Origin of the sequence: Sphingomonas sp., from assembly GCF_041661825.1 — a bacterium.
Classification (GTDB): domain Bacteria; phylum Pseudomonadota; class Alphaproteobacteria; order Sphingomonadales; family Sphingomonadaceae; genus Sphingomonas.
The window spans coordinates 395,947-416,168 of the sequence record NZ_JBAZTU010000004.1; the positions used below are offsets into that span (position 1 = coordinate 395,947).

Sequence of the window (20,222 nt, forward strand, 5' to 3'; positions counted from 1 at the left end):
CCGGCGCCGCGCCTCAGCGCGGGCCGCCTGAATCTTTCCCGATCCGCGCGAGGCAGTTCAGGAACTCCTCGAAATTCGAGATGCCGTGCTCGCGCATCATCGCCTGGATCAATCGAACAAGCCGGTCACGCGCGTTGATGACACGGGCTGCCGTCCACGATCGATTGTCCCAGGGTCGGTCACCCGCACTCTCGTTCAAGCCGTCCGCGATGTCCTGGTTCGGCCAGTTCTGACCACCGCCACGACCCGGTACGTGCCCGATTTTGTCGGCAACCACACCGCCGTCGCCGAGTGCGGCGAAAAAGACGCAAGTATCGTCTCTCGGGCCAAACCTGGATTCGAGCAGGGCCAGCACCGTGTTGAAGCGGGCGACGAATTCCTGCGCCGTAAGGACATCGTCGGGGCGCGGCGTCGCGACATGGACGGGATAGAGTACCGGCACGTCGCCGGCCGCGATCCGCTCCAAGGTGTCGATGCCATCGTCGCTGGCGTCGCCCTGGCGGCTCTGCGAATTGGATGACACAAAGGCGCTGACGCGGACGACCTGGCTGACAAATGCCGTTGCGGCGCCGCCGGTGTCGTCGCGACGGCTGGTGGCGAGCTTGATCAGGGGTTTGCCCTTCTTCCAGGCGTCCTGCTCGATGCCACGGATATGACCGCGATCGGTGCACTGCTTTACCAGCCAGTCGATGCGCCCGTCAGCGTCCGGACGCTCCTCGTCGATCGTGAGCTCGCGAAACAGACGATCCTGCCGATCCGCCGTGTCTGCGGTGGCGGCGGACAGCAGCGACTCGGATATCACGCTGATGATCGCCCCGGCTTCCGAGTCGATCGCTTGCCGTTGAACCTCGGCGGTCGCAAAGCCACGGCGTTCAACGCGCCTTGCCGCAACCACCCGGCATTCCTGCCGCACGCGCGCCGCGAACAGGTCCCGGTGCCCTGGAGGCATGGAGGTGAAAACACCCAGCATCAATGCCTTGCGGCACGCATGGCACAGATCTCGCTCGAGACCATCCGCGCGCTCGGTGCGGCGCCTGACGGCGCCCGGCACCTTGCCGCACATCGGGCATCCGCCGAGAATTTGGATCAAATCACCCATAGGTCCTTCCGTTCGTTCGGAGCGTGTGGTGCGCCGGTCGGCGCAGCCCCTGTATGTGAGCGACCCAGATTCCGGCTTTTGAGCATGGCCGGCGAAATTATTTTCGCAGGTACTAAGAAGCCGGTTATCGCAGCTTCCTCCAGTCGCTGCCGCCGATCAACCCCGGGCAGGATTGTGTCGGGTAGCCTCCTGCCGGTGGGCCGCCCAGCGCGCCGCCGCGACGCTCCATTCGGCGCAGCCTTGCATCACGGTTTCCATGGCGCGCTCGTCCATGCCCATTCCGGCCAACACGCTGGTCGGGACGCTGCGCCGGTCGCCGCCCGGCGCGCGCAGAAATGCCATTGCCCGTGTCGCGTCGCGCCCGGTGAGGTTGGACACGCATGAGTCCCAGCTATAGCTGCCATCGAACGGCGCCGGGCAAAGGCGCACGACGCAGGGTCGCACGTCGACGCGGCCGGGCGACACCAGGCATTGCAGGCGCAGATCCCAGAGGTGGGGCTTGCCGTGGAGCATGTAAGGGCTCGCCATCGCGAACTGGAACAGGCGCACCGGGAATACCGTGGCATCCGCGTCCGGGCCGTGTTTGTCCCGTGCGCCGGCCAGTATCTGATCGAGTGCCGCCTTGCACTCAAGGTCGCCCATCGTTGGCGCGATCACCTGAATCCCGGCACCTCCGCTGCCAGAATTCATCTTCGCAACGCAGACCAGTCCCTGTTCGCGAAACCAGCGTGTCGCGTCCATCCACGTCTCGACATCGTGCGCCTCGCGCCATGCCAGGGGGGCGATCGCGGTACCCTCGGCCAGAGCCTGCTGGATGCCCTTGTCATGAACCAGTGGGGTGCAATCCCCTTCATGGAAAATATCGTCTCGCACCCCGTACGTCATCCCGTCACGGTCAATCACGCCGAGCCGCACCAGCTCCGGCAGCACATTGGGATTTGACGCGAACGTCACTGGCCGTCCGCGAAACAGAAGGAATCCCGCCTCGCAGGTGATGAGCGGCGCGAGCTCGGCGATCGGTCCGCAGACGATGCTGACATCTTCCCCGCCGAGTATTTCGTCGGCACCGCGCAACGCGACCGCATGGTCATTGCTGAGGACCCGCGCGAAGGTACCCGCACGACGATAGAATTCGGCGATGTGAATGAACCCAGGCTGGTGCCCAAGCAGTGCTACCACCGGCGTAGCCGGGCGCGGCTTGAGGTTGAAGCAAAATGCCATGTGGCGTGCGCGATCATGGTCTTCACCGCGCACGCTGCTGGACAACGCAGCGTTCGAGCCGTTGACCTCGATCAGGTGGATCACTCCCTTGTCGGTTACGGTGACGTCGATCAGGAAAAAGCTCGGCTTTGTGATGTCGGGCGCGTGGTAGCGCAGGCGGAAATCCCGGGTCGGAGCCGGTGGCATTCCGCCCGTCGACCCGATCTGCGACAGCGACGGAAACAGGTGCCCCGCGACGCGAAGCCCCAATTCTGCGGCGATGGTGCCGAAATCAGTATTGTGCATTTCTCAACTCCCGTTCGTCATGTTGCAGATGTTCATCAAGCCGAGCTGCATCAGACAGTCGGCGAGCTCCTTGGGCGTGGTAGCGAGGGCGTCGGGCCGTGCCTCGGCGAGCCGGGGGTGGGGATCATATCCCCAGCTCACCGCGATCACGCCGACCCCGGCCGCGCGACAACGAGCGAGGTCGCGCACGGTGTCAGTGACATACCAGCGCATGCCGTCGCTCGCGGCGCGGGCGATCAGCGCATCCTTCGCGCCGTCCTCCCGCCCGAGGATCGCGCCGAACAGGCGCGCGCGATCGCCGAGCGCCTGGTAAACGCCCTGCGCATAGGCGGCCGTGATCAGTAGCGGCGGGATAGCGGACTGCTCGACGACATCGAGCACCGCGTCGAACCGGCCAACCTCGTCGCTCCGCGCGCGCATCAGCACGCGGTGCATCGCGCGGAGCGTTGTTGCGCCATCGGTGCCTGCCATCCGCACCTGGGCAGCCTTGCCGAAAGCTTCTTTATTGCGTTCTTGCGAACCAATGATCGGGCGGGGGCCGAACAAGGCGACAATGCCTTCGGTGACGCTCCAGGCAGTCGCACGCGAATCGAGCACGACCCCGTCAGCATCCCAGCCGAGGCGGGTTACGTAAGACATCTATACCTCCATCGTCTCGCCGACGCCGAGCAGACGGACATCGCAAAGATCCGCGGCCAGGAGGGCGAACCGCTCGCCGCACGCCCGGTCGCTACGGCCGTGGAAATGGATGGGGACGACGCGGCCGCGGTGACCGAGCGCGGCGATATAGGCCGCTGCTTCCTCCGCGCTGAACACCTTCGAGCCACCGACCGGGATCAATATGGCGTCCCAATTTCCCGGCGGTATCGACGACGCGGCAGCCATGTCGCCGAGAAACAGCAAATTCTTGTCGCCCGACGAGAAGGCAAAACCGAGGTTGTCGATCGCTGCGCTGAGATGGGGCCCATGGTCCGACGCGAACGGCGTGACGGAGAAGCCGGCGACGTCGAACTCGACACCGGCGGTGATCTTCGTCACGCGAAACGGGGGGGAGCCGATCGCTTCCGCGACATCTTCGGGGCAGAACAACGGCACCTCGAGTGCGTCGAGATGGGGACGGTGGAAATGGTCCGGATGCAGGTGCGATGTGAGAACCGCTTCGACGGACAGGCCGGCAACCGTCTCGGCGGGAACTTCATAGCCGAGGTCGACGGCGATTGCGCCGCCATGGGCTGCGCGCAGGACGAAGGCGGATTGATGGAGCAAATGCAGATGCATGATCTTTCCTCTCAAATAGCGTGTGGGTTGGGCGTGACGGGCGCGGAGTCGCTTAGGGGGAGGTGGAGCCCCGCATCGGCTGCGGCCTCGAGCAATTCGCCGAGTTCCCAGGCGACCCGATGAGGGAAGCCCAGCGCGATGACCTCGTTACGGGTGATCGTCAGCGCACCAACGGTGACGGCGCCCGCCCGCGCGGCGATCTCCGCCGCCCTGATCAGCGAGCTGCCGCTACGCGCCCAGTTATCGATGAGCAGGACGCGCATGCCCGCGACCTCGCCCTCAACGTCGCGCTGCAATCCCGTGCCCCGCGCGCCGTCGAGCAGAATGTTGGCAAACGGCACACGGTTTTTCCATGCAAGCCATGCCGCCCAGCAGGTGCCCGACTTGGCGACCCCGGCGATCACATCGAAGGCTTCGCCCATGGTGGCGATCTCGGCTAGGCGATCGACGATCAGGCCCCGCAATTCGGGATCCGCACCGGCACCGCGCGTATCGATGACGTAGCGCTTGGGGCGCCCCTCGCGGCCGGGAAATGACGTGCCTGACGGCGGGAAGCGCAGCAGCCCGCGCTGAACGAGCTCGTGGACGATGTTCATGCTGCCATCTCCCATTCCGCGCCCGGCACGTTCAGGGCCACTTCCAACCCCGGCATGACGATGCGGAGACATCCCTGAGGGCTGGTGAGAATCCGCGGCAGTGCCTGGGTGTGCCGCCGCCCGCCTTCGAGGTGACGAATCGAACCGCGCGCAAGGAGCATTGCGAGCCACGAGCAACGCAACCGCGCCAGCCCCAGTGTCGCAAGGCCCGTCAGCGGCGCAGCACCATGCTCGCCGGCCGCGTTGTGGAAGGAAACAACATCAGTCCGACCAGGATCCACGACGGCCAGTTTGGCGTCGAGTGACGCGCCGACGAGTTCGAGGCGCGCTTCGCTTGGTGTGACGCCGTCAGGAAGCGGTCCTTCGACGATCGCATACCGATTGAGGAAACCGACGATGGCGACGCGAAGACCACGCCACTCGCGATCGATTATCCTGGGTGAGCCTTCGAAGGTCCACGTCTGCTGGATTGAAGGGCCGGAGCACCGGCTCTCGACCGTGCAGCGCCGTCCTGCGGGGCCGTGAACCTCAAGGCGCGCCGCAGCCGACGCCTCGACGGCGAGCGCGGCCGCAACGGCGTTTCCGCACCACACGCGACGGACGCTCTGGCGTGCATCGGCCTGAAAGACATGAATGCCGTCTGCGGCTAGCAGCGCGATTTTGCCCGATGCGGTCGCCGCCGGATTGTGCATCGAGCGTGCGCACAACGCGCCTATCTCCGCCCGCTCCGGCGCGCGGACCGTGTCGCGGATGTCGAGCACCACACCGCAAGTACGCGGCCGCCCGTGCATGAAAGTCTGAAACTCGATCTGGGGATATGTCATGATGGCCTCCGAGATGGAGCCGATCCAGACCGGTCCATTTGGGTGACTGCGGCCGATCACGAGAAAATAATCTGCGAGGAACAGCGTTTCGATCCCCGATCAGCAACGGCGGGCAGCCTTGGTCACCCCGTGGCCACTTCACCGCTGGATCGTGCCGGCCCCAGCTTCAGACAACCCATCGGCCGCGAACAAGTCAGTGGGGCGCGGCAGCGATCCGTTACGGGCCGTATCCGCTGCTCTTCCGATGGACCGTCGAAGTCCAGGTTGGCCGCGAGGAAGGCAGCGATCTGCTGGATCGCTTGTGTGCGCTGGTCGACGACTGAAGGAACTGCGCCGCAGTGATGTTAGGCTGCAGCTGAAAGGCCTCGGCGACGATCGCGTCGATCCGCGCAAGGCCCGCGGAGGCGAGGTCTAGCCTCTCCACTCTCATTTGCTGGATTACGGAAGACCCCCAACCTCGTCACATAAATGAGCGTCCGGTTAGGCCGGCCATCGGAAAGCGGACTGGCCGCTTACCACCATCAGCGCCTCCGCAAGGATTTGAATGACGGCGCTCTCAGGAACCGGGTGTGCGCGGCCGAGCGACCGACGAGGGCGCGGAGCCGCCTGGCCGGTCTGCGTTGGGCGAATGGCTGGTTCTGGCCCAGGCGGCCGCTCGGGCCTCGGGCGCGAAATGACTTAAGCTGATCGTGCGCGACCTGCTCTCGATACTGGTGCCTCCGCCGCCATGCAGGCAGAGTCAGGGCGAGCGGCGCCAGCATGAGATCTCTCCATACGTCTTGAGCCATTCGCGACGAATTGGTATGATTCGGTGCCGGGAACGGATGGGCACAGCGACACTCGAACCACCGCTACGGTCGAAGTGTCGGGCCATAATTCGGGCCACCGAAATTATGGTTCAAGATATTGAATTTAATATCAAAATCTTGCTTTAAAAGTGTGAGTTCTCTTCTGGCACCATTTCTTCCGCGAACCGTCGCGGAAGTCGAGACTGCGCTTCCTCGTGCATTGCACCGGGAACCACCCGCGTCAGTCGAGCCCTAGCAATGGGCGGAACGACTGGCCGCCAGGCAAGCGAGAGATCGTGACCGGCACGTCGGTGACCGCCCAGTCCCGATTCACCACCATCGAGACGAAGGCGGCAAAATCGAACCGGCCATGCCGGCCGGAAAGAATGTCCCGGACGACACTGAAGGGCGCGCGCCCTTTCGCGAACAAGGCCTCCACTTTTTCGGCACTTGCCTGATCATAGGGATGACCGGCGAGATCAGCGAGCGTGTAGCCCGAGGAATCGACGAGGAGATAGCCGATGCCGCGCGGCTGCAGATGCCCGATCGCCGCCAGCCCCTTCTCGAGCGTCCGTTGGCGGAACATGTTGAAAACCGGTTTCACCTCGACCACCACGAGCCTGCCCTCCCGGTCCCACACCACGGCATCCGGATAATAGAGCCTGTCCCGTCCTTCGGCCGCATACGGAATCGCGAGCGGTTGCTCCTGATACCAACGGACTTCCTTCGACCGCTCGAGCCAGGTGAAGACCCTCAACTCCATAGCCGATTCGCATGCCACGATCCGGTTCAGCTTGTCGCTGCGCAGAGGAATGGCCTCTCCGCTGCTTCCCACTGCAGGCGCGCGTTTCAATCCGTTCAGATCTTCGGGAAGCGCGTCGAAGCAGGCGAACTGACCGCGCAGAATCGCTTTCGACGCTGCATCCGGCCAACGATCGAGCCGCCAACGCCCGAGCAGTTCGGGGTCCCGGCACGCGTCCATCGCCGCCTGTTCGGCAGCACGACGCAGCGATCTGAGCTGGCCAGCCGCGCCCGATGCCAGCATCAGCATCAGGGTCAGCTGCCTGGCCGCCATAAAGTTGCTATTGATCAACCGGGCGACAGCGCGGGCGGCCTCGGCCGGATCGGTCCAGTCCGTGTCAGCCGACAGGTCGGCCAGGACGGCGCGAAGCCGGGTTGCGCTGGCGACCCTGCGCGGCAGCGCTGCATTGATGCTCCTGAAGGCCCGGTTGCGCCGCTGCCGCATCCGCTCGGGCGTTCGATCCAGCTCGCCGCCAACCTGAGCGAGCGTCACGCGCTCGCCATCACCGTCCAACCCGAGCAGCCGGATGGCGACTAATCTGTCCGTGAGATTGGAAACGCAGGCTCTTACCAGCCCGGCCAATGCCTCGCGCAGACGGTCAGGTAGGGGATCTCCGGCCTGTTCCGCATCGTCCGGCGCTTTGGGCACCTCAATCGTCGCCATCAAGAGCGCATCGACACGGTCATACTCCCGTGCCACCGCAGCAACGCTATGCCGGTCGAGCGGTCCCCGCTCCACCTGCTGCTTGAGATCGACCAGGGCCGCGACAAGCCGGTCTATGCCTATCGAAAGCTGCGTTTCCGGCTGTTGCTGCTCCATGAGGACCGGCTCGGACATGGGTGGCGGGGATATTGTTCGAACAAGCCCCAGCCGTTCCAGCCGCGCTTTGATGGCACCGGCACCCCGCTCATGACGTGCGGCCAGATCCTCGGTGGAAGCGCCGTTCCTGAACGCCGTCTCGAGATTCCGGTCTTCCGCCGGCTCCCAAGGCTGTCCATGACGCTGCTTCATGTCCCGATCCGTCCATTTGCCATGGCGATCACCGAAGCCGGCAGCATATCCGAAAGCGCCTCTTACGCCGAGGCGATCTGGACGATCGCATCGATCTCCACCGCGACTCCGAGTGGGAGCACGGGCACGCCCACCGCGCTGCGGGCATGGCGGCCGGGTTCGCCGAACAGCGCGAACAGCAGGTCCGATGCGCCGTTCGCTACCTTGGCCTGGTCCGTGAAACCGGCCGACGAATTGACGAACACGCCGAGCTTGAGGATCCGCTCGACCCGGTGCAGGCCGCCCAAAGCCGCCTTCATTTGCGCGACGATCATCAGGGCGCAGCGCTGTGCCGCCTCCTGCCCGAACGCCAGATCGACATCGTCGCCGAGCCGCCCGGTCATCAGCACGCCGTCCTTGAACGGCAACTGCCCGGACACATAGAGCACGCCATCCGATTCGACCGCCGGGACATAGGATGCGACCGGCGCGGCGGGCGCGGGAAGGGTGAGGCCAAGTTCCGCCAGCTTGCGGTCGATTCGATCGGTCATGTGCAGCGCCTCTTTGATGCTGAAGTGTCGATCCTGCGGATGCAGGAAAGGCGCCCTTGCGACAAGCCGGGAGCCGCGGCGATCAATCGGCGGGCAGCCCCGCGGCGAACCGTGCCGCGATCCAGGTCTCGGCTTCGCGCCAGTCGTCGATCCGCGCATGCGCGGCGGGTGCCATGGGCACGTTCGGCGCCAGTGCCGGCTCGGAGATCATGTGCAGCCGGTGGACTTGCGGCGCATGCTTCGCGACCGATTCGTGATGCACGCCCAGATCGTCGACGAACACGGTGACCGGATCGCCATGCTCGGCGACCAGTCGCGCCACCGGCCCACCCTTGCCGCCCTGGTTGCATTCGACCCGGTGCGCGATGCCGAACTTCGCCAGCTGCTCGATGCGCGGCTGACGGCACAGCTCGCCCAGATTGGTCAGGATGACGATATCGGCGGTCTCGGACAGCCTGGCCAGCGCCTCGCGGGCATGCGGCACCAGGGTCTGACGATCCATCTCGGCCGGAAAGAACTGGTCGAGCATGCCCCACATCTCCTCGCGGCTTGGCGCGGGGGTGCCGTCGCGGCGTTTCATGCTCGTCGAGAAGTCGGCGCCATTGGGGGAGAAGTCGATATCGTGCGTCTCGCCCAGCCACACGCCGAAATGGCGGACCATGTGGAGCAGCACTTCGTCGCAATCGCAGATCAACAGGGGTTTCATTCGGACTCCAGGGCGCGGCGGGCGGCGACGATCGCTTCGGGCTTCACCTGGAGGTCCGCGGCGCAGGCGACAAGGTCGGGTTCATAGGCTTCGAGAAAATTCAGCGTCGCGGCGAGCACGGCCGGATCGGTCGCCCGCGCGCGCAACTCGGCCGGATCGAGCCCGGTCGTATCGAGCAGCCGTTCCGCCCGGGCGGGCTCGCCCAGCGTCCACACCAGCGCTTGCAGGGCAAGCGCCGCGGCATCGTGATTTGTCTCTGGCGCGCGCATTGCCTATCAGCGATCCGGAACAATCGGGGAATGCGCGGACGTGGCAAAGAAGGTGCTCGTTGTCGAGGACAACGAACTCAACCTGAAGCTTTTCTGCGACCTGCTCCGCGCGCACGACTATGCCGCCGAACCAGTGCGCGACGGCCGTGAGGCCGTGGAGCGCGCCCGCGAGTTCATGCCCGACCTGATCGTGATGGACATCCAGCTGCCGCATGTCAGCGGGTTCGAGCTGATCGGCCAGTTGAAGGCCGATCCCGCGCTGCAGGCGATCCCGATCATGGCGGTGACCGCCTATGCCGGTCGAGAAGACGAGGAGCGTATCCGCGCCGCGGGGGCGGATGCCTATGTGTCGAAGCCGATCTCGCTGGTCCGCTTCGTCGATGCCGTGGCGGCTTTGCTGTAGATACGCAAAAAAGCCGCGAAGGGCATCCCCTCGCGGCTCCGGATCCCGGCCTGCGCCGGGATGACCGATCGGCGGCTTACGCCGCCGGCAAGATCACTTGATCTTGGTTTCCTTGAACTCGACATGCTTGCGCACGACGGGATCATATTTCTTGAAGCTGAGCTTCTCGGTCTTGGTGCGCGGGTTCTTCTTCGTGACGTAGAAGAAGCCGGTGTCTGCCGAGCTGAGCAGCTTGATCTTGACGGTGGTCGGCTTTGCCATGACCTGAAATCCTGTATGCTGAAAAAGCAAAAGCGGCGAACAAGCCGCCGCTCTCAAGCGCTGCCCGATGGCGGAGAGTCGCCGATATGTCAACCCTGAGAGCCCGGTTAACCCTCCGTTTACCATAGAGAGCGCAGCTTTCCTCCCAAAGGCGGGAGTGAGGGCAATGACACAAGTCTCGATCGACCAGGTACAGTCCGAACTGGCAGCGCGAATCGGCATGATCGGCGCGCGTGCGGCGGGCCAGCGTATCGGCGACATCGCGTCGGAGATCGACGCGATCCGCCGCATCGCCCATCGCCACGGCCTGTTCCCGGCCGTCGCTGTCACCCAGGCGCTCGAATCGGCGCTGGCGCGCGGCGAGCGCGGGGCGCTGATCCAGGGCTGGCTCTCGATCCTCGGCGATGCGGTCGGCTGCGACCGGCACGACCGCGCGGCGTGCGAGACCTTCGCCGCCGCCTGCTCCGTCCGCCTTTCCAGCTAGGGCAGGATCATGGATGCGCTGATGGCCGCCTTCGTCGCGGCGATCCTCGCGCAGGCGAGCGACCGGACTCCCTGGCTGACCGCCATCCTCTCGACCCGATTCGCCCGGCCCGGCGCGGTGATAGCCGGCACTGCCATCGCGCTCGCGCTGATCAACGCGATCGGCGCGATCGGCGGCGCGATCATCGGCCCGCGCATGGCACCCAACGCGCAGACGCTGCTGCTTGCGATGGCGCTTGTCCTTGCCGGCGGCTCCGCCCTGTTCCCGATCAAGCCGCCCGACTGCCTTTCCGGCTGGCGCATCGGCGCCTTCCTGACCAGCTTCCTCGGCGTTGCGATCCTGGCGTTCGGCGACCGCACCCAGTTCATCACCGCGGCGCTGGCGGCGCGCAGCCCGGCACCGGCGCTTGCCGCGGTCGGCGCGACGATCGGCGCGCTCGTCGTCAACGTGCCCGCGATCCTTGCCGGCGAGGATGCCCGCAGGAAGCTGCCGCTCGCCGCGATCCGCATCGCGATCAGCATCCTCTTCCTGGTCGTCGGCGCGATCCTCGGATTCTCGGCGCTGCGTCTTATCTAGAGTCTCGATTGCGGTGATCGGGACAAATCCGGCAGCGAACGCGGAGCGTTTGCGCTACCGGACCGTTCTCGCAACGAACCCGAACCGAGGAACCCCACCATGGCCGATCCAGCCGCCCCGCTGAAGACCCCCACCGACATCAAGACCAATGCCGCCAAGACCGTGGCCGAGGCACTCAACGGCATCCTGGCCGATTCGTTCGCGATCTATTTCAAGACCAAGAATTTCCACTGGCACGTGTCTGGGCCGCACTTCCACGACTATCACCTGATGCTCGACGCCCAGGCGGCGCAGATCTTCGCGACGACCGACGCCATTGCCGAGCGCGTGCGCAAGACCGGCAACACCACCTTGCGGTCGATCGGCGACGTCTCGCGCCACCAGACGATCAAGGACAATGACGCGCCCTTCGTCTCGGCCGACGACATGCTGGCCGAGCTACGCGACGACAATCTCAAGCTGGTCGAGAGCCTGCGCGAAGCGAAGGATATCGTCGACACGGCCAAGGACAATGCCACCAGCGGCATCCTCGACACCTGGACCGACGAGGCCGAGGAGCGCGCCTGGTTCCTGTTCGAGGCAAGCCGGAAGGGCTGATTACGGAACAAGCCGGCCCGGCGCATCGTTTCGCTTCCATATTTCAGGAGAGTGACATGATTCGCTGGGCCATCATCTTCCTCGTCATCGGGGTCGTCCTCGCGCTGCTCGGCTTTGGCGGGCTGGGCGGCACCTTTATCGGCATCGCCAAGCTGCTGTTCTTCGTCGCGATTGCGGTGTTCGTCATCCTGCTCGTGCTCGGCCTGATGGCCGGCAAGGGCGTGAAGAACGCGATCGACTAGATCAGCGCCGCGGCGCCGGACCGAGGGTGAGAACCCACAGGTCCGGCGGCGCGCCGAACCGAAGCGGCACCGTGCTGGTGCCAAGGCCGCCGGTCACCACGACCGTGCGGCCTTTTTCGTGGATGATGCCGCAGCGATAGCGCGGTGCCGCGACATGAGTGACCGGCCCATACAGCGGCAGCACTATCTGTCCGCAATGCGTATGGCCGGCCAGCAACAGGGCCATGTCGGCCGGCAGTTGCGGCGCCAGATCGGGCGAATGAGTCAACACGATCCGCGCGCCAGTGAGAGGGCGCATCGCCTCGATCAGCGCCGGCATGTCCTGATGATGCGTATAGGCATCCCCGGCACCGCCGATCGCGAGGGGCCCGCGCTGCACCGCCTGATTGTCCAGCACCGTCACCTTGGCCGCTTCGAGCGCGCGGCGGATCAGGGCGGGATCGGTCCAGTGGTCATGATTGCCGAAGGTCGCGATCACGCCCAGGCGCGTACGCAGGCCGGCAAGCGGCGACAGGCCCCGCGCCATCTCTGCCGCGCGCGCCGAATCATGGCCCGAGGCGAAATCCCCGGCGATCAGCACGAGATCGGGTCGGAGCGCGTTCACCTGCCCGACGATGCGCGCCAGCCGGGCCGAATCCATCGTCGCGCTGGCGATGTGGACGTCGCTGAACAGCACCACACGCACCGGCGGCGCGCCGACCGGCCAGTCCGGCAGCGCCAGGCTCTCCCGGCGGACGAGGGGATCGGCCCGCGCGTTGAGAAAGCCCCAGCCGAACAGCAGGAGCGCAAGGGCAGCGAGCGAGGCAAGGACGAGCAGGAAACGGCGCACCGCCCGAGCATAAACGGGCCAGCGCCCGACGCCAGCGCGATGATGCTGGCGGAACCCTGGCGCCGCCGCCATGTTCCGCAGATCATGCGTGCCTTTGCCGACCTTCTCGACCGGCTGATCTACACCCGGTCCCGCAACGCGAAGCTGAAGCTGATCGCCGATTATCTGGTGTCGGCGCCCGACCCCGATCGCGGCTGGGCGATGGCGGCGCTGACCGGCGATCTCGACCTGCCCGCAATCAAGCCGGCGATGATCCGCGCGCTGATCGAGGAGCGGGTCGACCCGGTGTTGTTCCGCATGAGCCGCGACTATGTCGGCGACAGCGCGGAGACGGTCGCTTTGCTCTGGCCCACCCCGACCACGCCGCCGACCGACGGCGAACCGCTGACCGTCGCGCAGGTGGTCGACCGGCTCGGCGCGCTCTCCCGCTCCGACGCGCCGGCTGCGCTGGCCGGCATGCTCGACCGGCTCGATGCCGACGAGCGCTTCGCGCTGCTCAAGATGGCGACCGGGGCGCTGCGCATCGGCGTGTCGGCGCGGCTCGCCAAGACCGCGCTCGCCCAGGCGTTCGGGCTCGATGTCGAAGCGGTGGAAGAAGTATGGCATGGCATTACCCCGCCTTATGCCGCGCTGTTCGCCTGGGCCGAGGGCCGCGGGGCGCAGCCGACCGCCGCGGATGTGCCGGTGTTCCGCCCGTTCATGCTCGCCCATCCGCTCGAGGACCTGCGCGTCAGCCTCGACGACTATGCGGCCGAGTGGAAATGGGACGGCATCCGGGTGCAGATCGTCCATGTCGGGGGCGAGACCCGGCTCTACAGCCGCGCCGGCGACGACATCACCGGCAGCTTCCCGGAGGTGGCGCGCGACTTCACCACGCCCGGCGTGCTCGACGGCGAGCTGATGGTGAAGGGCAGTTTCCAGGGCGGCGCGCTGGAGGAAGGCGGGGGTGCCGCCAGCTTCAACGCGCTGCAGCAGCGGCTCGGGCGCAAGATCGTCTCGGCGAAGATGCTGGCCGACTATCCCGCCTTCGTGCGGCTCTACGACATCCTGTTCGACGGCGCCGAGGACTTGCGCGAGCTGCCCTGGTCCGCCCGGCGGCCGAGGCTGGAGACCTTTGCAAGGCGACTCGACCCGGAGCGCTTCGATGTCAGCCAGGTGATCGACGCGGCCGACTTCACCGAGCTGGAGGGCATCCGCGCCGGCGCGCGCGACGCCTCGATCGAAGGCGTGATGCTCAAGCGCCGCGATTCGCCCTATGTCACCGGGCGGCGCGTCGGCCTGTGGTACAAATGGAAACGCGATCCGCTGACCGCCGATTGCGTGATGATGTATGCGCAGCGCGGCAATGGCCGGCGATCCTCCTTCTATTCCGATTACACTTTCGGCTGCTGGACCGAGGAGGGCGAGCTGCTGCCCGTCGGCAAGGCCTATTCGGGCATCACCGACGAGGAGCTGAAGATGCTCGACGGCTTCGTGCGCGGGCACACGCTCAACCGTTTCGGGCCGGTGCGCGAGGTGGAGAAGACCCTGGTGCTGGAGATCGCGTTCGATTCGATCCACGACTCGAAACGCCACAAATCCGGCGTCGCCATGCGCTTCCCCCGCATCGCCCGTATCCGCACCGACAAGCCGGCCGCGGAAGCCGACACGGTCGCGGCGCTCCGTCGGCTGATCACCTGAGGCGCAAGTCGTTCGCGCGGAAATCCGGAAATTCGAGTAATATTCGATCGAATGCGAGAGTCGGTTAACGTATTTTCTCGGATTGAGATACTTTCGCGGTCGGCCGCCGACAGGCAAGAGCTGCCGACGAATGGCGCGCCCTCCGAGAAACACGCGTGAACACATTGCGTCACGGTATTACAGAATTTCTTGCGCAATGTGAGAGTCGCTTATGCAATGCTCCATTCACCTTCACCTGTAGTTGCAGGAAGAAAAGTCCGAATCGTCATGCCGTCGCCGATCCGCGTGACGGGGGCAGCATGATATCCGACGCAGCGCGCCGTTGAATCGGGCGCGGCAAGCTTGTCAGCGGGGGCGCCTGACTCCATGCGTCGCTGATGCCGCCCTACACGCTTGCCGCCCTGCTGATGATTGCTTCCGGGTCGATCCACGCAGCGGTCAACGCGATCGTGAAGGGCGGGCGCGACAAGGCCGCGGGCCGCGCCGTCACCGACGGGACGAGCGCGCTGATCCTGCTGCCCGCCACCCTGTTCGTGCCGCTGCCGCACGGCGCCTGGGAGTATCTCGCAGCGAGCGCGGTGATCCACGGCTTCTACCTCTATTTCCTCGTCCGGGCGTACAGGGTCGGCGATCTTTCCGCGGTCTATCCGGTGCTGCGCGGCACGGCGCCGCTGGTCACCGCCGGCGTGACGATCGGCCTGCTCGGCCAGCATGCCACGACCGGCCAGATCGCCGGGATCGCGCTGATCGGCGCCGCGATGTTCCTGATGATCGCCGGGCGGCATCTCGGCCGGGCGGCGCTCGGCTGGTCGCTGCTGACCGGCCTGTGCATCGCCGGCTATACCGTGGTCGATGCGATCGGCGTACGCGCGGCACCGAGCCCCGCCAGCTATATCGTCTGGGTGTTCGTCCAGATGGGCGCGGTGGTGGTCGCGATGTTCGGTATCCTGTCGCGCGGCGCGATGTTCGCCGCGGCGCGGGCGCAGTGGCGGCCGGGGGCGATCGCCGGGGCGCTGTCGATCCTGACCTATGGCCTCGCGCTCACTGCCTTCTCGCTCGGCCCGACCGCGCCGCTTGCGGCGCTGCGCGAGACCGGCATGGTGACGGCCCTGCTGATCTCGATCTTCTTTTTGAAGGAGCGCGCGACCACCGGACGCGTGATCGGGGTGTTCGGCATCCTGGCCGGTGCGGCGCTGATCCTTACCGGGTGAGACCCGGATGGGGCTGCTTCACACTTGGTGTTTGGCTCCCGGGCGGAGGCCGGGGCCCAGTTGGAAAGGTGGTTATCACGGTGCGCAGCACCTCGCCATGATCGTCCCCCGACTGGTCCCCGGCCTCCGCCGGGGAGCGTAGAAAGGAGCGACGGGTTACTTCGCCCAGCCGGCGAGCCAGTCGGCCAGCGCCTGGGGCGTCATGCTGCGCGCATCGGCCAAAGCGGCGGTGCGGCCCTGATTGATCAGCCGGTCAGTGCGCGGATCGACGATCAGCACGCTCGGCACGCCTTCCAGACGGTCCTTGATGCCGTAATGCGCCGGGATATCGAGATTCTTGTCGAACCGGCCGACATCGACGATCGCCACCTCGTAATTGGCGGCGATGAATTTCCGGAGCTGAGGAAGATCCATCGTGCCCGCGAGCAGCCGGCAATCGAGGCACCAATTGCCGCCCAGGTCGATCAGCAGCAATTTGTGCCGGGCCCTGGCCCGCGCCTTGGCGGCCGCGACGACAGCCTGCGCATTGGCCTGCCCGTCATAGGGAAGCGGCAAGGGCTTGGCGAGTTGCTCGAAGCTGGCGATCGAGACGCGCGGCGGGCTGGCGGCGCCGACGGGCGCGGCCAGCGCAAGGGAAAGCAGGGCAACGAACAGGGTACGCATGAGCCGGTCCTCTAATTCATAGCGATTCACTATGAATTAAAGACGACTCGCCCTGGAAAACAACAAAGAAAAACCCGGCACGCCCCAAAGCATGCCGGGTCTTGATCTTCTCGCCTCGGGAAACAGGGTTTTGCCCTGGGACCTTATGCGATCGAGGTGAGGTTCACCGCTGCATATTTGCCGCGACGATCGACCTCGAGCTCGAATTCGAGCCGGTCGCCCTCGTTGAGGCTGGTCATGCCGCCGCGTTCGACCGCGGAGATGTGCACGAACGCATCGGGCTGGCCATCGTCGCGCTGAATGAAGCCGAAGCCCTTCATCGCGTTGAAGAACTTGACGGTGCCCGTCGCCTTCTCGCCAGTCAGCTGACGCGCCGGACCGGCACCGCCGGCACCTGCACCACCGCGCGGACCGCCCGGACCCGCATCACGGTCGCGCGGCGGGCCGCGGTCAGTGACGGGGAGGGGCTCGCCCTCGATCTTGAGGTCGGTCGCCGAGATGCGGCCGCCACGATCGACCAGGGTGAAGCCGAGCGGCTGACCCTCGGCCAGACCGGTCAGGCCGGCCTGCTCGACCGCGGAGATGTGCACGAACACATCCTCGCCGCCGTCATCGCGAACGACGAAGCCGAAACCTTTCTGGCCATTGAAGAATTTGACCACGCCGGTGCCTTCGCCGACGACCTGCGGGGGCATGCCGCGGCCACCGCCGCCAGCACCACCGCCGCCGAAGCCGCCACCGCCGCCGCTGCGGAAACCGCCGCCGCCACCGCCGCCGCCGAAGCGATCGCCGCCACCGCCGAAGCGATCACCACCGCCACCGAAACGGTCGCCGCCGCCGCCAAAGCGGTCACCACCGCCAAAGCTGCTGCCGCCGCCGAAATCGTCACCGCCGAAACCGTCGCGCTTGTCGCGCCCACGCCCACCGCGATCCCCGCGGCGTCCTTTATCGAAACTCATGCCCTGTTCGTCTTCCCGGCTCGCCCAAATCGCCATATCAACACGCCCGCGCTGGACGAAAAACGCGGTTGTTCGGACGCCAAACCTATCGCGCCACCGAGTCGGTGTAGCGTAATTCCCCTTAGCCTGCGAATAAATTCGTCCGAAATGCGGCACAGCTCGCTTGCTTCGCCTCAGGTGAGGCGGCAGAGCCACACCATGTCCTTCATCACGCTCTTCTCCGACCCCGCCACCTGGGCGGCGCTGGCCACCCTGATCGTGATGGAGGTGGTGCTCGGCATCGACAATCTCATCTTCATCTCGATCCTGTCGAACAAGCTGCCCGAGGACCAGCGGGTCAAGGTTCGCCGCGTCGGGATCAGCCTGGCGCTGATCCTCCGCCTCGGGCTGCTGTCGACCATCGCCTGGATCGCCAGCATGACCGTGCCGGTGTTCGACCTGGGGCTGACCGGCGGACTCGATTCGCATGGCGAGCCGAGCTTCGAGACCGCCTTCTCGATCCGCGACCTGATCCTGATCGCCGGCGGCCTGTTCCTGCTGTGGAAGGCGACCAAGGAAATCCATCACAGCATGGACCCCGACGAATCGGGCGCGACGCTCGACAAGAAGGGCCGGGCGGTGATGAGTTTCTGGTCCGCGATCATCCAGATCCTGCTGCTCGACATGGTCTTTTCGATCGATTCGATCCTGACCGCGATCGGCATGACCGACGATCTGCCGGTGATGATCATCGCCGTCGTCATCGCGGTCGGGGTGATGATGTTCGCCGCCAACCCGCTCGCCGATTTCATCGCGCGCAATCCGACGGTGGTGATGCTCGCACTCGGCTTCCTGCTGATGATCGGTGTCGTGCTGATCGCCGACGGTTTCGGCGTGCATGTGCCCAAGGGCTATATCTACAGCGCGATGGCCTTCTCGGCCGGGGTCGAATCGCTCAACATCTGGTCCCGCAAGGCGCGCGAGCGGAAGAAGGCGGCGGGCGGCGGGCATTGAGCATGAGCCCGTTCGCGTCTAGGCGGGCGTCATGACCGTTTATCTGCACGAAGAAGACATTCCCGCCGGCCTGTTCGAACCGGGCGTCGACATCGCCGTCGATACCGAGACCATGGGGCTGATCACGCCGCGCGACCGGCTGTGCGTCGTCCAGCTTTCCGATGGCGGGCCGGACGAGCATCTCGTGCGCTTCTCCCCCGGCAGCGACTATGCCGCGCCCAATTTGCGCGCGCTGCTGGCCGACCGGAATCGCGTGAAGCTCTATCATTTCGCGCGCTTCGATCTCGCCGCGATCAAGCATTATCTCAAGGTCGATGCGGCGCCCGCCTATTGCACCAAGACCGCGTCGCGGCTGGTGCGCACCTATACCGACCGGCACGGCCTGAAGGAGCTGGTCCGCGAGCTGCTCGCACAGGACATCTCCAAGGCGCAGCAATCGTCCGACTGGGGCGGCCCGGTTCTGTCCGATGCGCAAAAGGACTATGCTGCGTCCGACGTGCGGTATCTCCACAAGCTCCGCGAGGAACTCGACCGGCGCCTCGCCCGCGAGGGCCGGACCGCGCTCGCCCAGGCCTGTTTCGACTTCCTGCCCTCGCGCGCGGATCTCGATCTCGCCGGCTGGCCCGAGGTGGATATTTTTGCGCATATCTGACGCCCTTTTCCCTCAGGGCATCTCCCCCGGCGGGGAGTCCCATGTCTGAGGCCGCGGTCAGCGTCCGCTCGGCGCGCCAGATCTGGGCGTCGCCCGGGAGCAGCCACGACCGGGTCGTCGGCACGCTGCGCATCGTGCTGCCGCTGCTGATCGGCGTTCTCTCCGCTTTCCTCGTGATGATGCCGCTCGCCGGCAGCGGCGATGTCAGCTTCCTGCTCGACAAGAACAAGGTCGAGGTCGCCAAGGAGCGGCTGCGCATCCAGTCGGCGACCTATCGCGGCGAGGACGGCAAGGGCCAGGCCTTTGCGATCAATGCCGGCTCCGCCGTGCAGAAGACTTCGGCCGAACCGATCGTTCAGCTCAGCCAGCTCTCCGCCGAGATCGGGCTGACCGACGGGCCGGCGCGGCTCGTCGCCGATCGCGGCCGCTACAACATGGACAGCCAGCAGGTCATGGTCGACGGCCCGGTCCGCTTCAACACGACCGACGGCTATCAGCTCGACACGCATGACGCGACGGTCGATCTGAAGACGCGCAAGCTGCAGAGCGGCGGCGCGGTGACCGGCAAGGTGCCGCAGGGCACGTTCAGCGCATCGCGCCTGACCGCCGATCTCGAGCAGCATATCGTCAAACTTGACGGCAACGCCCGCTTGCGGATCGTGCCGCGAAGGGCGAGATAGGCGGCCATGGCTCATCTGACCCGCCTCCTTGCGCTCGGCGCCCTGTTCCTCGCCTCGGGCGCGAGTGCGCAGAGCCACAATTCGGGGGCGCCGATCGACTTCGGCGCCGATCATATCGAGCTGCAGGACAAGGCGAACCGCGCGATCCTGACGGGAAACGTCTCGGTTCGCCAGGCTGAGATGACCCTCAACGCGGCACGGATGACCGTCGCCTATACCGGCCAGGTGGTCGACGGATCGCCCCAGGTCTCCCGCCTCGACGCGGCGGGTGGCGTCACCGTGACCAGGCCCCAACAGACCGCGCGCAGTCAGTATGCGGTTTATGATCTCAACCGGCGGGTAATCACCATGCTCGGCACGGTATCGCTCCTCCAGGGCGGCAACACCGTCAATGGCGGGCGGCTGACGATCAATCTCGACACCGGACGCGCCGTGATCGACGGATCCGCGGTTGGCGGTGCCGGCGCAGCGCCGGGCACGACGACGAGTCGCGGCGGCCGGGTGACGGGCACCTTCTCAGTGCCGAAACGCAACTAGACGCCGAAAATCGGCCGGTTTTTCGTAGACCTCACCGCTCGGCCCT

General features: G+C 65.9%; 25 protein-coding genes. 11 read left to right on the forward strand and 14 right to left on the reverse strand.

Annotation, left to right across the window (positions count from 1 at the left end):
• Positions 1-13 precede the first annotated feature (13 nt).
• The 10 genes from WC729_RS20375 to WC729_RS20420 form a co-directional block, all read right to left on the reverse strand.
• Positions 14-1,099, reverse strand: a complete 1,086-nt coding sequence (locus tag WC729_RS20375) for a hypothetical protein (RefSeq protein ID WP_372856205.1) — start codon at positions 1,097-1,099, stop codon at positions 14-16.
• A 156-nt stretch (positions 1,100-1,255) separates the two neighbouring features.
• Complete coding sequence (locus tag WC729_RS20380) at positions 1,256-2,569, reverse strand: hypothetical protein (RefSeq protein ID WP_372856207.1); 1,314 nt, start codon at positions 2,567-2,569, stop codon at positions 1,256-1,258.
• A 39-nt stretch (positions 2,570-2,608) separates the two neighbouring features.
• Complete coding sequence (locus WC729_RS20385; protein WP_372856209.1) at positions 2,609-3,244, reverse strand: HAD family hydrolase; 636 nt, start codon at positions 3,242-3,244, stop codon at positions 2,609-2,611.
• Positions 3,245-3,883, reverse strand: coding sequence for an MBL fold metallo-hydrolase (locus WC729_RS20390; RefSeq protein WP_372856211.1), 639 nt, complete (start codon positions 3,881-3,883; stop codon positions 3,245-3,247).
• An 11-nt stretch (positions 3,884-3,894) separates the two neighbouring features.
• Entirely contained in the window at positions 3,895-4,479 is a 585-nt protein-coding gene (locus tag WC729_RS20395) for a phosphoribosyltransferase family protein (RefSeq protein ID WP_372856213.1), read from the reverse strand.
• Positions 4,476-5,303: a hypothetical protein gene (locus WC729_RS20400; protein ID WP_372856215.1), complete on the reverse strand. Its 828-nt coding sequence runs from the start codon at positions 5,301-5,303 to the stop codon at positions 4,476-4,478. The genes WC729_RS20395 and WC729_RS20400 overlap by 4 nt, the downstream gene beginning before the upstream one ends.
• Positions 5,304-6,332: 1,029 nt before the next feature.
• Positions 6,333-7,904 carry a TnsA endonuclease N-terminal domain-containing protein gene (locus WC729_RS20405; protein ID WP_372856217.1) on the reverse strand — a complete coding sequence of 524 codons (1,572 nt, stop codon included), beginning with the start codon at positions 7,902-7,904 and terminating at the stop codon, positions 6,333-6,335.
• Positions 7,905-7,966: 62 nt separating this feature from the next.
• Positions 7,967-8,434, reverse strand: a complete 468-nt coding sequence (locus WC729_RS20410; protein WP_372856219.1) for a RidA family protein — start codon at positions 8,432-8,434, stop codon at positions 7,967-7,969.
• Between the two features lie 82 nt (positions 8,435-8,516).
• Positions 8,517-9,140, reverse strand: coding sequence for an HAD family hydrolase (locus tag WC729_RS20415; protein ID WP_372856221.1), 624 nt, complete (start codon positions 9,138-9,140; stop codon positions 8,517-8,519).
• Positions 9,137-9,409 (reverse strand): DUF3572 family protein, encoded by a 273-nt coding sequence (locus WC729_RS20420; protein ID WP_372856223.1) that lies wholly within the window; start codon positions 9,407-9,409, stop codon positions 9,137-9,139. Before WC729_RS20420 ends, WC729_RS20415 begins: the two co-directional genes overlap by 4 nt.
• Positions 9,410-9,449: 40 nt before the next feature.
• On the opposite strand from WC729_RS20420, the gene WC729_RS20425 reads away from it, so the two are divergent.
• Positions 9,450-9,812: a response regulator gene (locus WC729_RS20425; protein WP_372856225.1), complete on the forward strand. Its 363-nt coding sequence runs from the start codon at positions 9,450-9,452 to the stop codon at positions 9,810-9,812.
• A gap of 93 nt (positions 9,813-9,905) precedes the next feature.
• Here the strand turns inward: WC729_RS20425 and rpmG are convergent, their stop codons facing one another.
• Positions 9,906-10,073, reverse strand: coding sequence for a 50S ribosomal protein L33 (gene rpmG, locus WC729_RS20430; protein ID WP_034157855.1), 168 nt, complete (start codon positions 10,071-10,073; stop codon positions 9,906-9,908).
• Between the two features lie 166 nt (positions 10,074-10,239).
• Between rpmG and WC729_RS20435 the strand changes: the two genes are divergently transcribed.
• From WC729_RS20435 to WC729_RS20450, 4 genes are all read left to right on the forward strand, one after another.
• Positions 10,240-10,557, forward strand: a complete 318-nt coding sequence (locus WC729_RS20435) for a hypothetical protein (RefSeq protein WP_372856227.1) — start codon at positions 10,240-10,242, stop codon at positions 10,555-10,557.
• A gap of 9 nt (positions 10,558-10,566) precedes the next feature.
• Positions 10,567-11,133: a TMEM165/GDT1 family protein gene (locus tag WC729_RS20440; protein WP_372856229.1), complete on the forward strand. Its 567-nt coding sequence runs from the start codon at positions 10,567-10,569 to the stop codon at positions 11,131-11,133.
• Between the two features lie 99 nt (positions 11,134-11,232).
• Positions 11,233-11,730, forward strand: coding sequence for a Dps family protein (locus WC729_RS20445; protein WP_372856231.1), 498 nt, complete (start codon positions 11,233-11,235; stop codon positions 11,728-11,730).
• Between the two features lie 56 nt (positions 11,731-11,786).
• Positions 11,787-11,972, forward strand: a complete 186-nt coding sequence (locus WC729_RS20450) for a DUF1328 domain-containing protein (RefSeq protein ID WP_372856233.1) — start codon at positions 11,787-11,789, stop codon at positions 11,970-11,972.
• A gap of 1 nt (position 11,973) precedes the next feature.
• Here WC729_RS20450 and WC729_RS20455 read toward each other — a convergent pair whose 3' ends face one another.
• On the reverse strand, positions 11,974-12,801 hold the full coding sequence (locus tag WC729_RS20455) for a metallophosphoesterase (protein ID WP_372856235.1): 828 nt from the start codon (positions 12,799-12,801) through the stop codon (positions 11,974-11,976).
• An 84-nt stretch (positions 12,802-12,885) separates the two neighbouring features.
• Here WC729_RS20455 and WC729_RS20460 point away from each other — a divergent pair, with 84 nt between their 5' ends.
• Together WC729_RS20460 and WC729_RS20465 are read left to right on the forward strand one after the other, a co-directional pair.
• A complete protein-coding gene (locus WC729_RS20460) occupies positions 12,886-14,481 on the forward strand; it encodes a cisplatin damage response ATP-dependent DNA ligase (protein ID WP_372856641.1) in 1,596 nt (531 codons plus the stop codon).
• A 377-nt stretch (positions 14,482-14,858) separates the two neighbouring features.
• Positions 14,859-15,692 carry an EamA family transporter gene (locus WC729_RS20465; protein ID WP_372856237.1) on the forward strand — a complete coding sequence of 278 codons (834 nt, stop codon included), beginning with the start codon at positions 14,859-14,861 and terminating at the stop codon, positions 15,690-15,692.
• Between the two features lie 156 nt (positions 15,693-15,848).
• Here WC729_RS20465 and WC729_RS20470 read toward each other — a convergent pair whose 3' ends face one another.
• A complete protein-coding gene (locus WC729_RS20470) occupies positions 15,849-16,355 on the reverse strand; it encodes a thioredoxin family protein (RefSeq protein ID WP_372856239.1) in 507 nt (168 codons plus the stop codon).
• 143 nt (positions 16,356-16,498) lie between these two features.
• On the reverse strand, positions 16,499-17,314 hold the full coding sequence (locus WC729_RS20475) for a cold-shock protein (RefSeq protein ID WP_372856241.1): 816 nt from the start codon (positions 17,312-17,314) through the stop codon (positions 16,499-16,501).
• 198 nt (positions 17,315-17,512) lie between these two features.
• Here WC729_RS20475 and WC729_RS20480 point away from each other — a divergent pair, with 198 nt between their 5' ends.
• The 4 genes from WC729_RS20480 to WC729_RS20495 are packed head-to-tail and all read left to right on the forward strand — an operon-like array spanning position 17,513 to position 20,176.
• Positions 17,513-18,307 (forward strand): TerC family protein, encoded by a 795-nt coding sequence (locus WC729_RS20480; protein ID WP_372856243.1) that lies wholly within the window; start codon positions 17,513-17,515, stop codon positions 18,305-18,307.
• A 31-nt stretch (positions 18,308-18,338) separates the two neighbouring features.
• Positions 18,339-18,959, forward strand: a complete 621-nt coding sequence (locus WC729_RS20485; protein WP_372856245.1) for a ribonuclease D — start codon at positions 18,339-18,341, stop codon at positions 18,957-18,959.
• A gap of 41 nt (positions 18,960-19,000) precedes the next feature.
• Complete coding sequence (gene lptC, locus WC729_RS20490; RefSeq protein WP_372856247.1) at positions 19,001-19,639, forward strand: LPS export ABC transporter periplasmic protein LptC; 639 nt, start codon at positions 19,001-19,003, stop codon at positions 19,637-19,639.
• 6 nt (positions 19,640-19,645) lie between these two features.
• Positions 19,646-20,176 (forward strand): LptA/OstA family protein, encoded by a 531-nt coding sequence (locus WC729_RS20495; RefSeq protein ID WP_372856249.1) that lies wholly within the window; start codon positions 19,646-19,648, stop codon positions 20,174-20,176.
• Positions 20,177-20,222 lie beyond the last annotated feature (46 nt).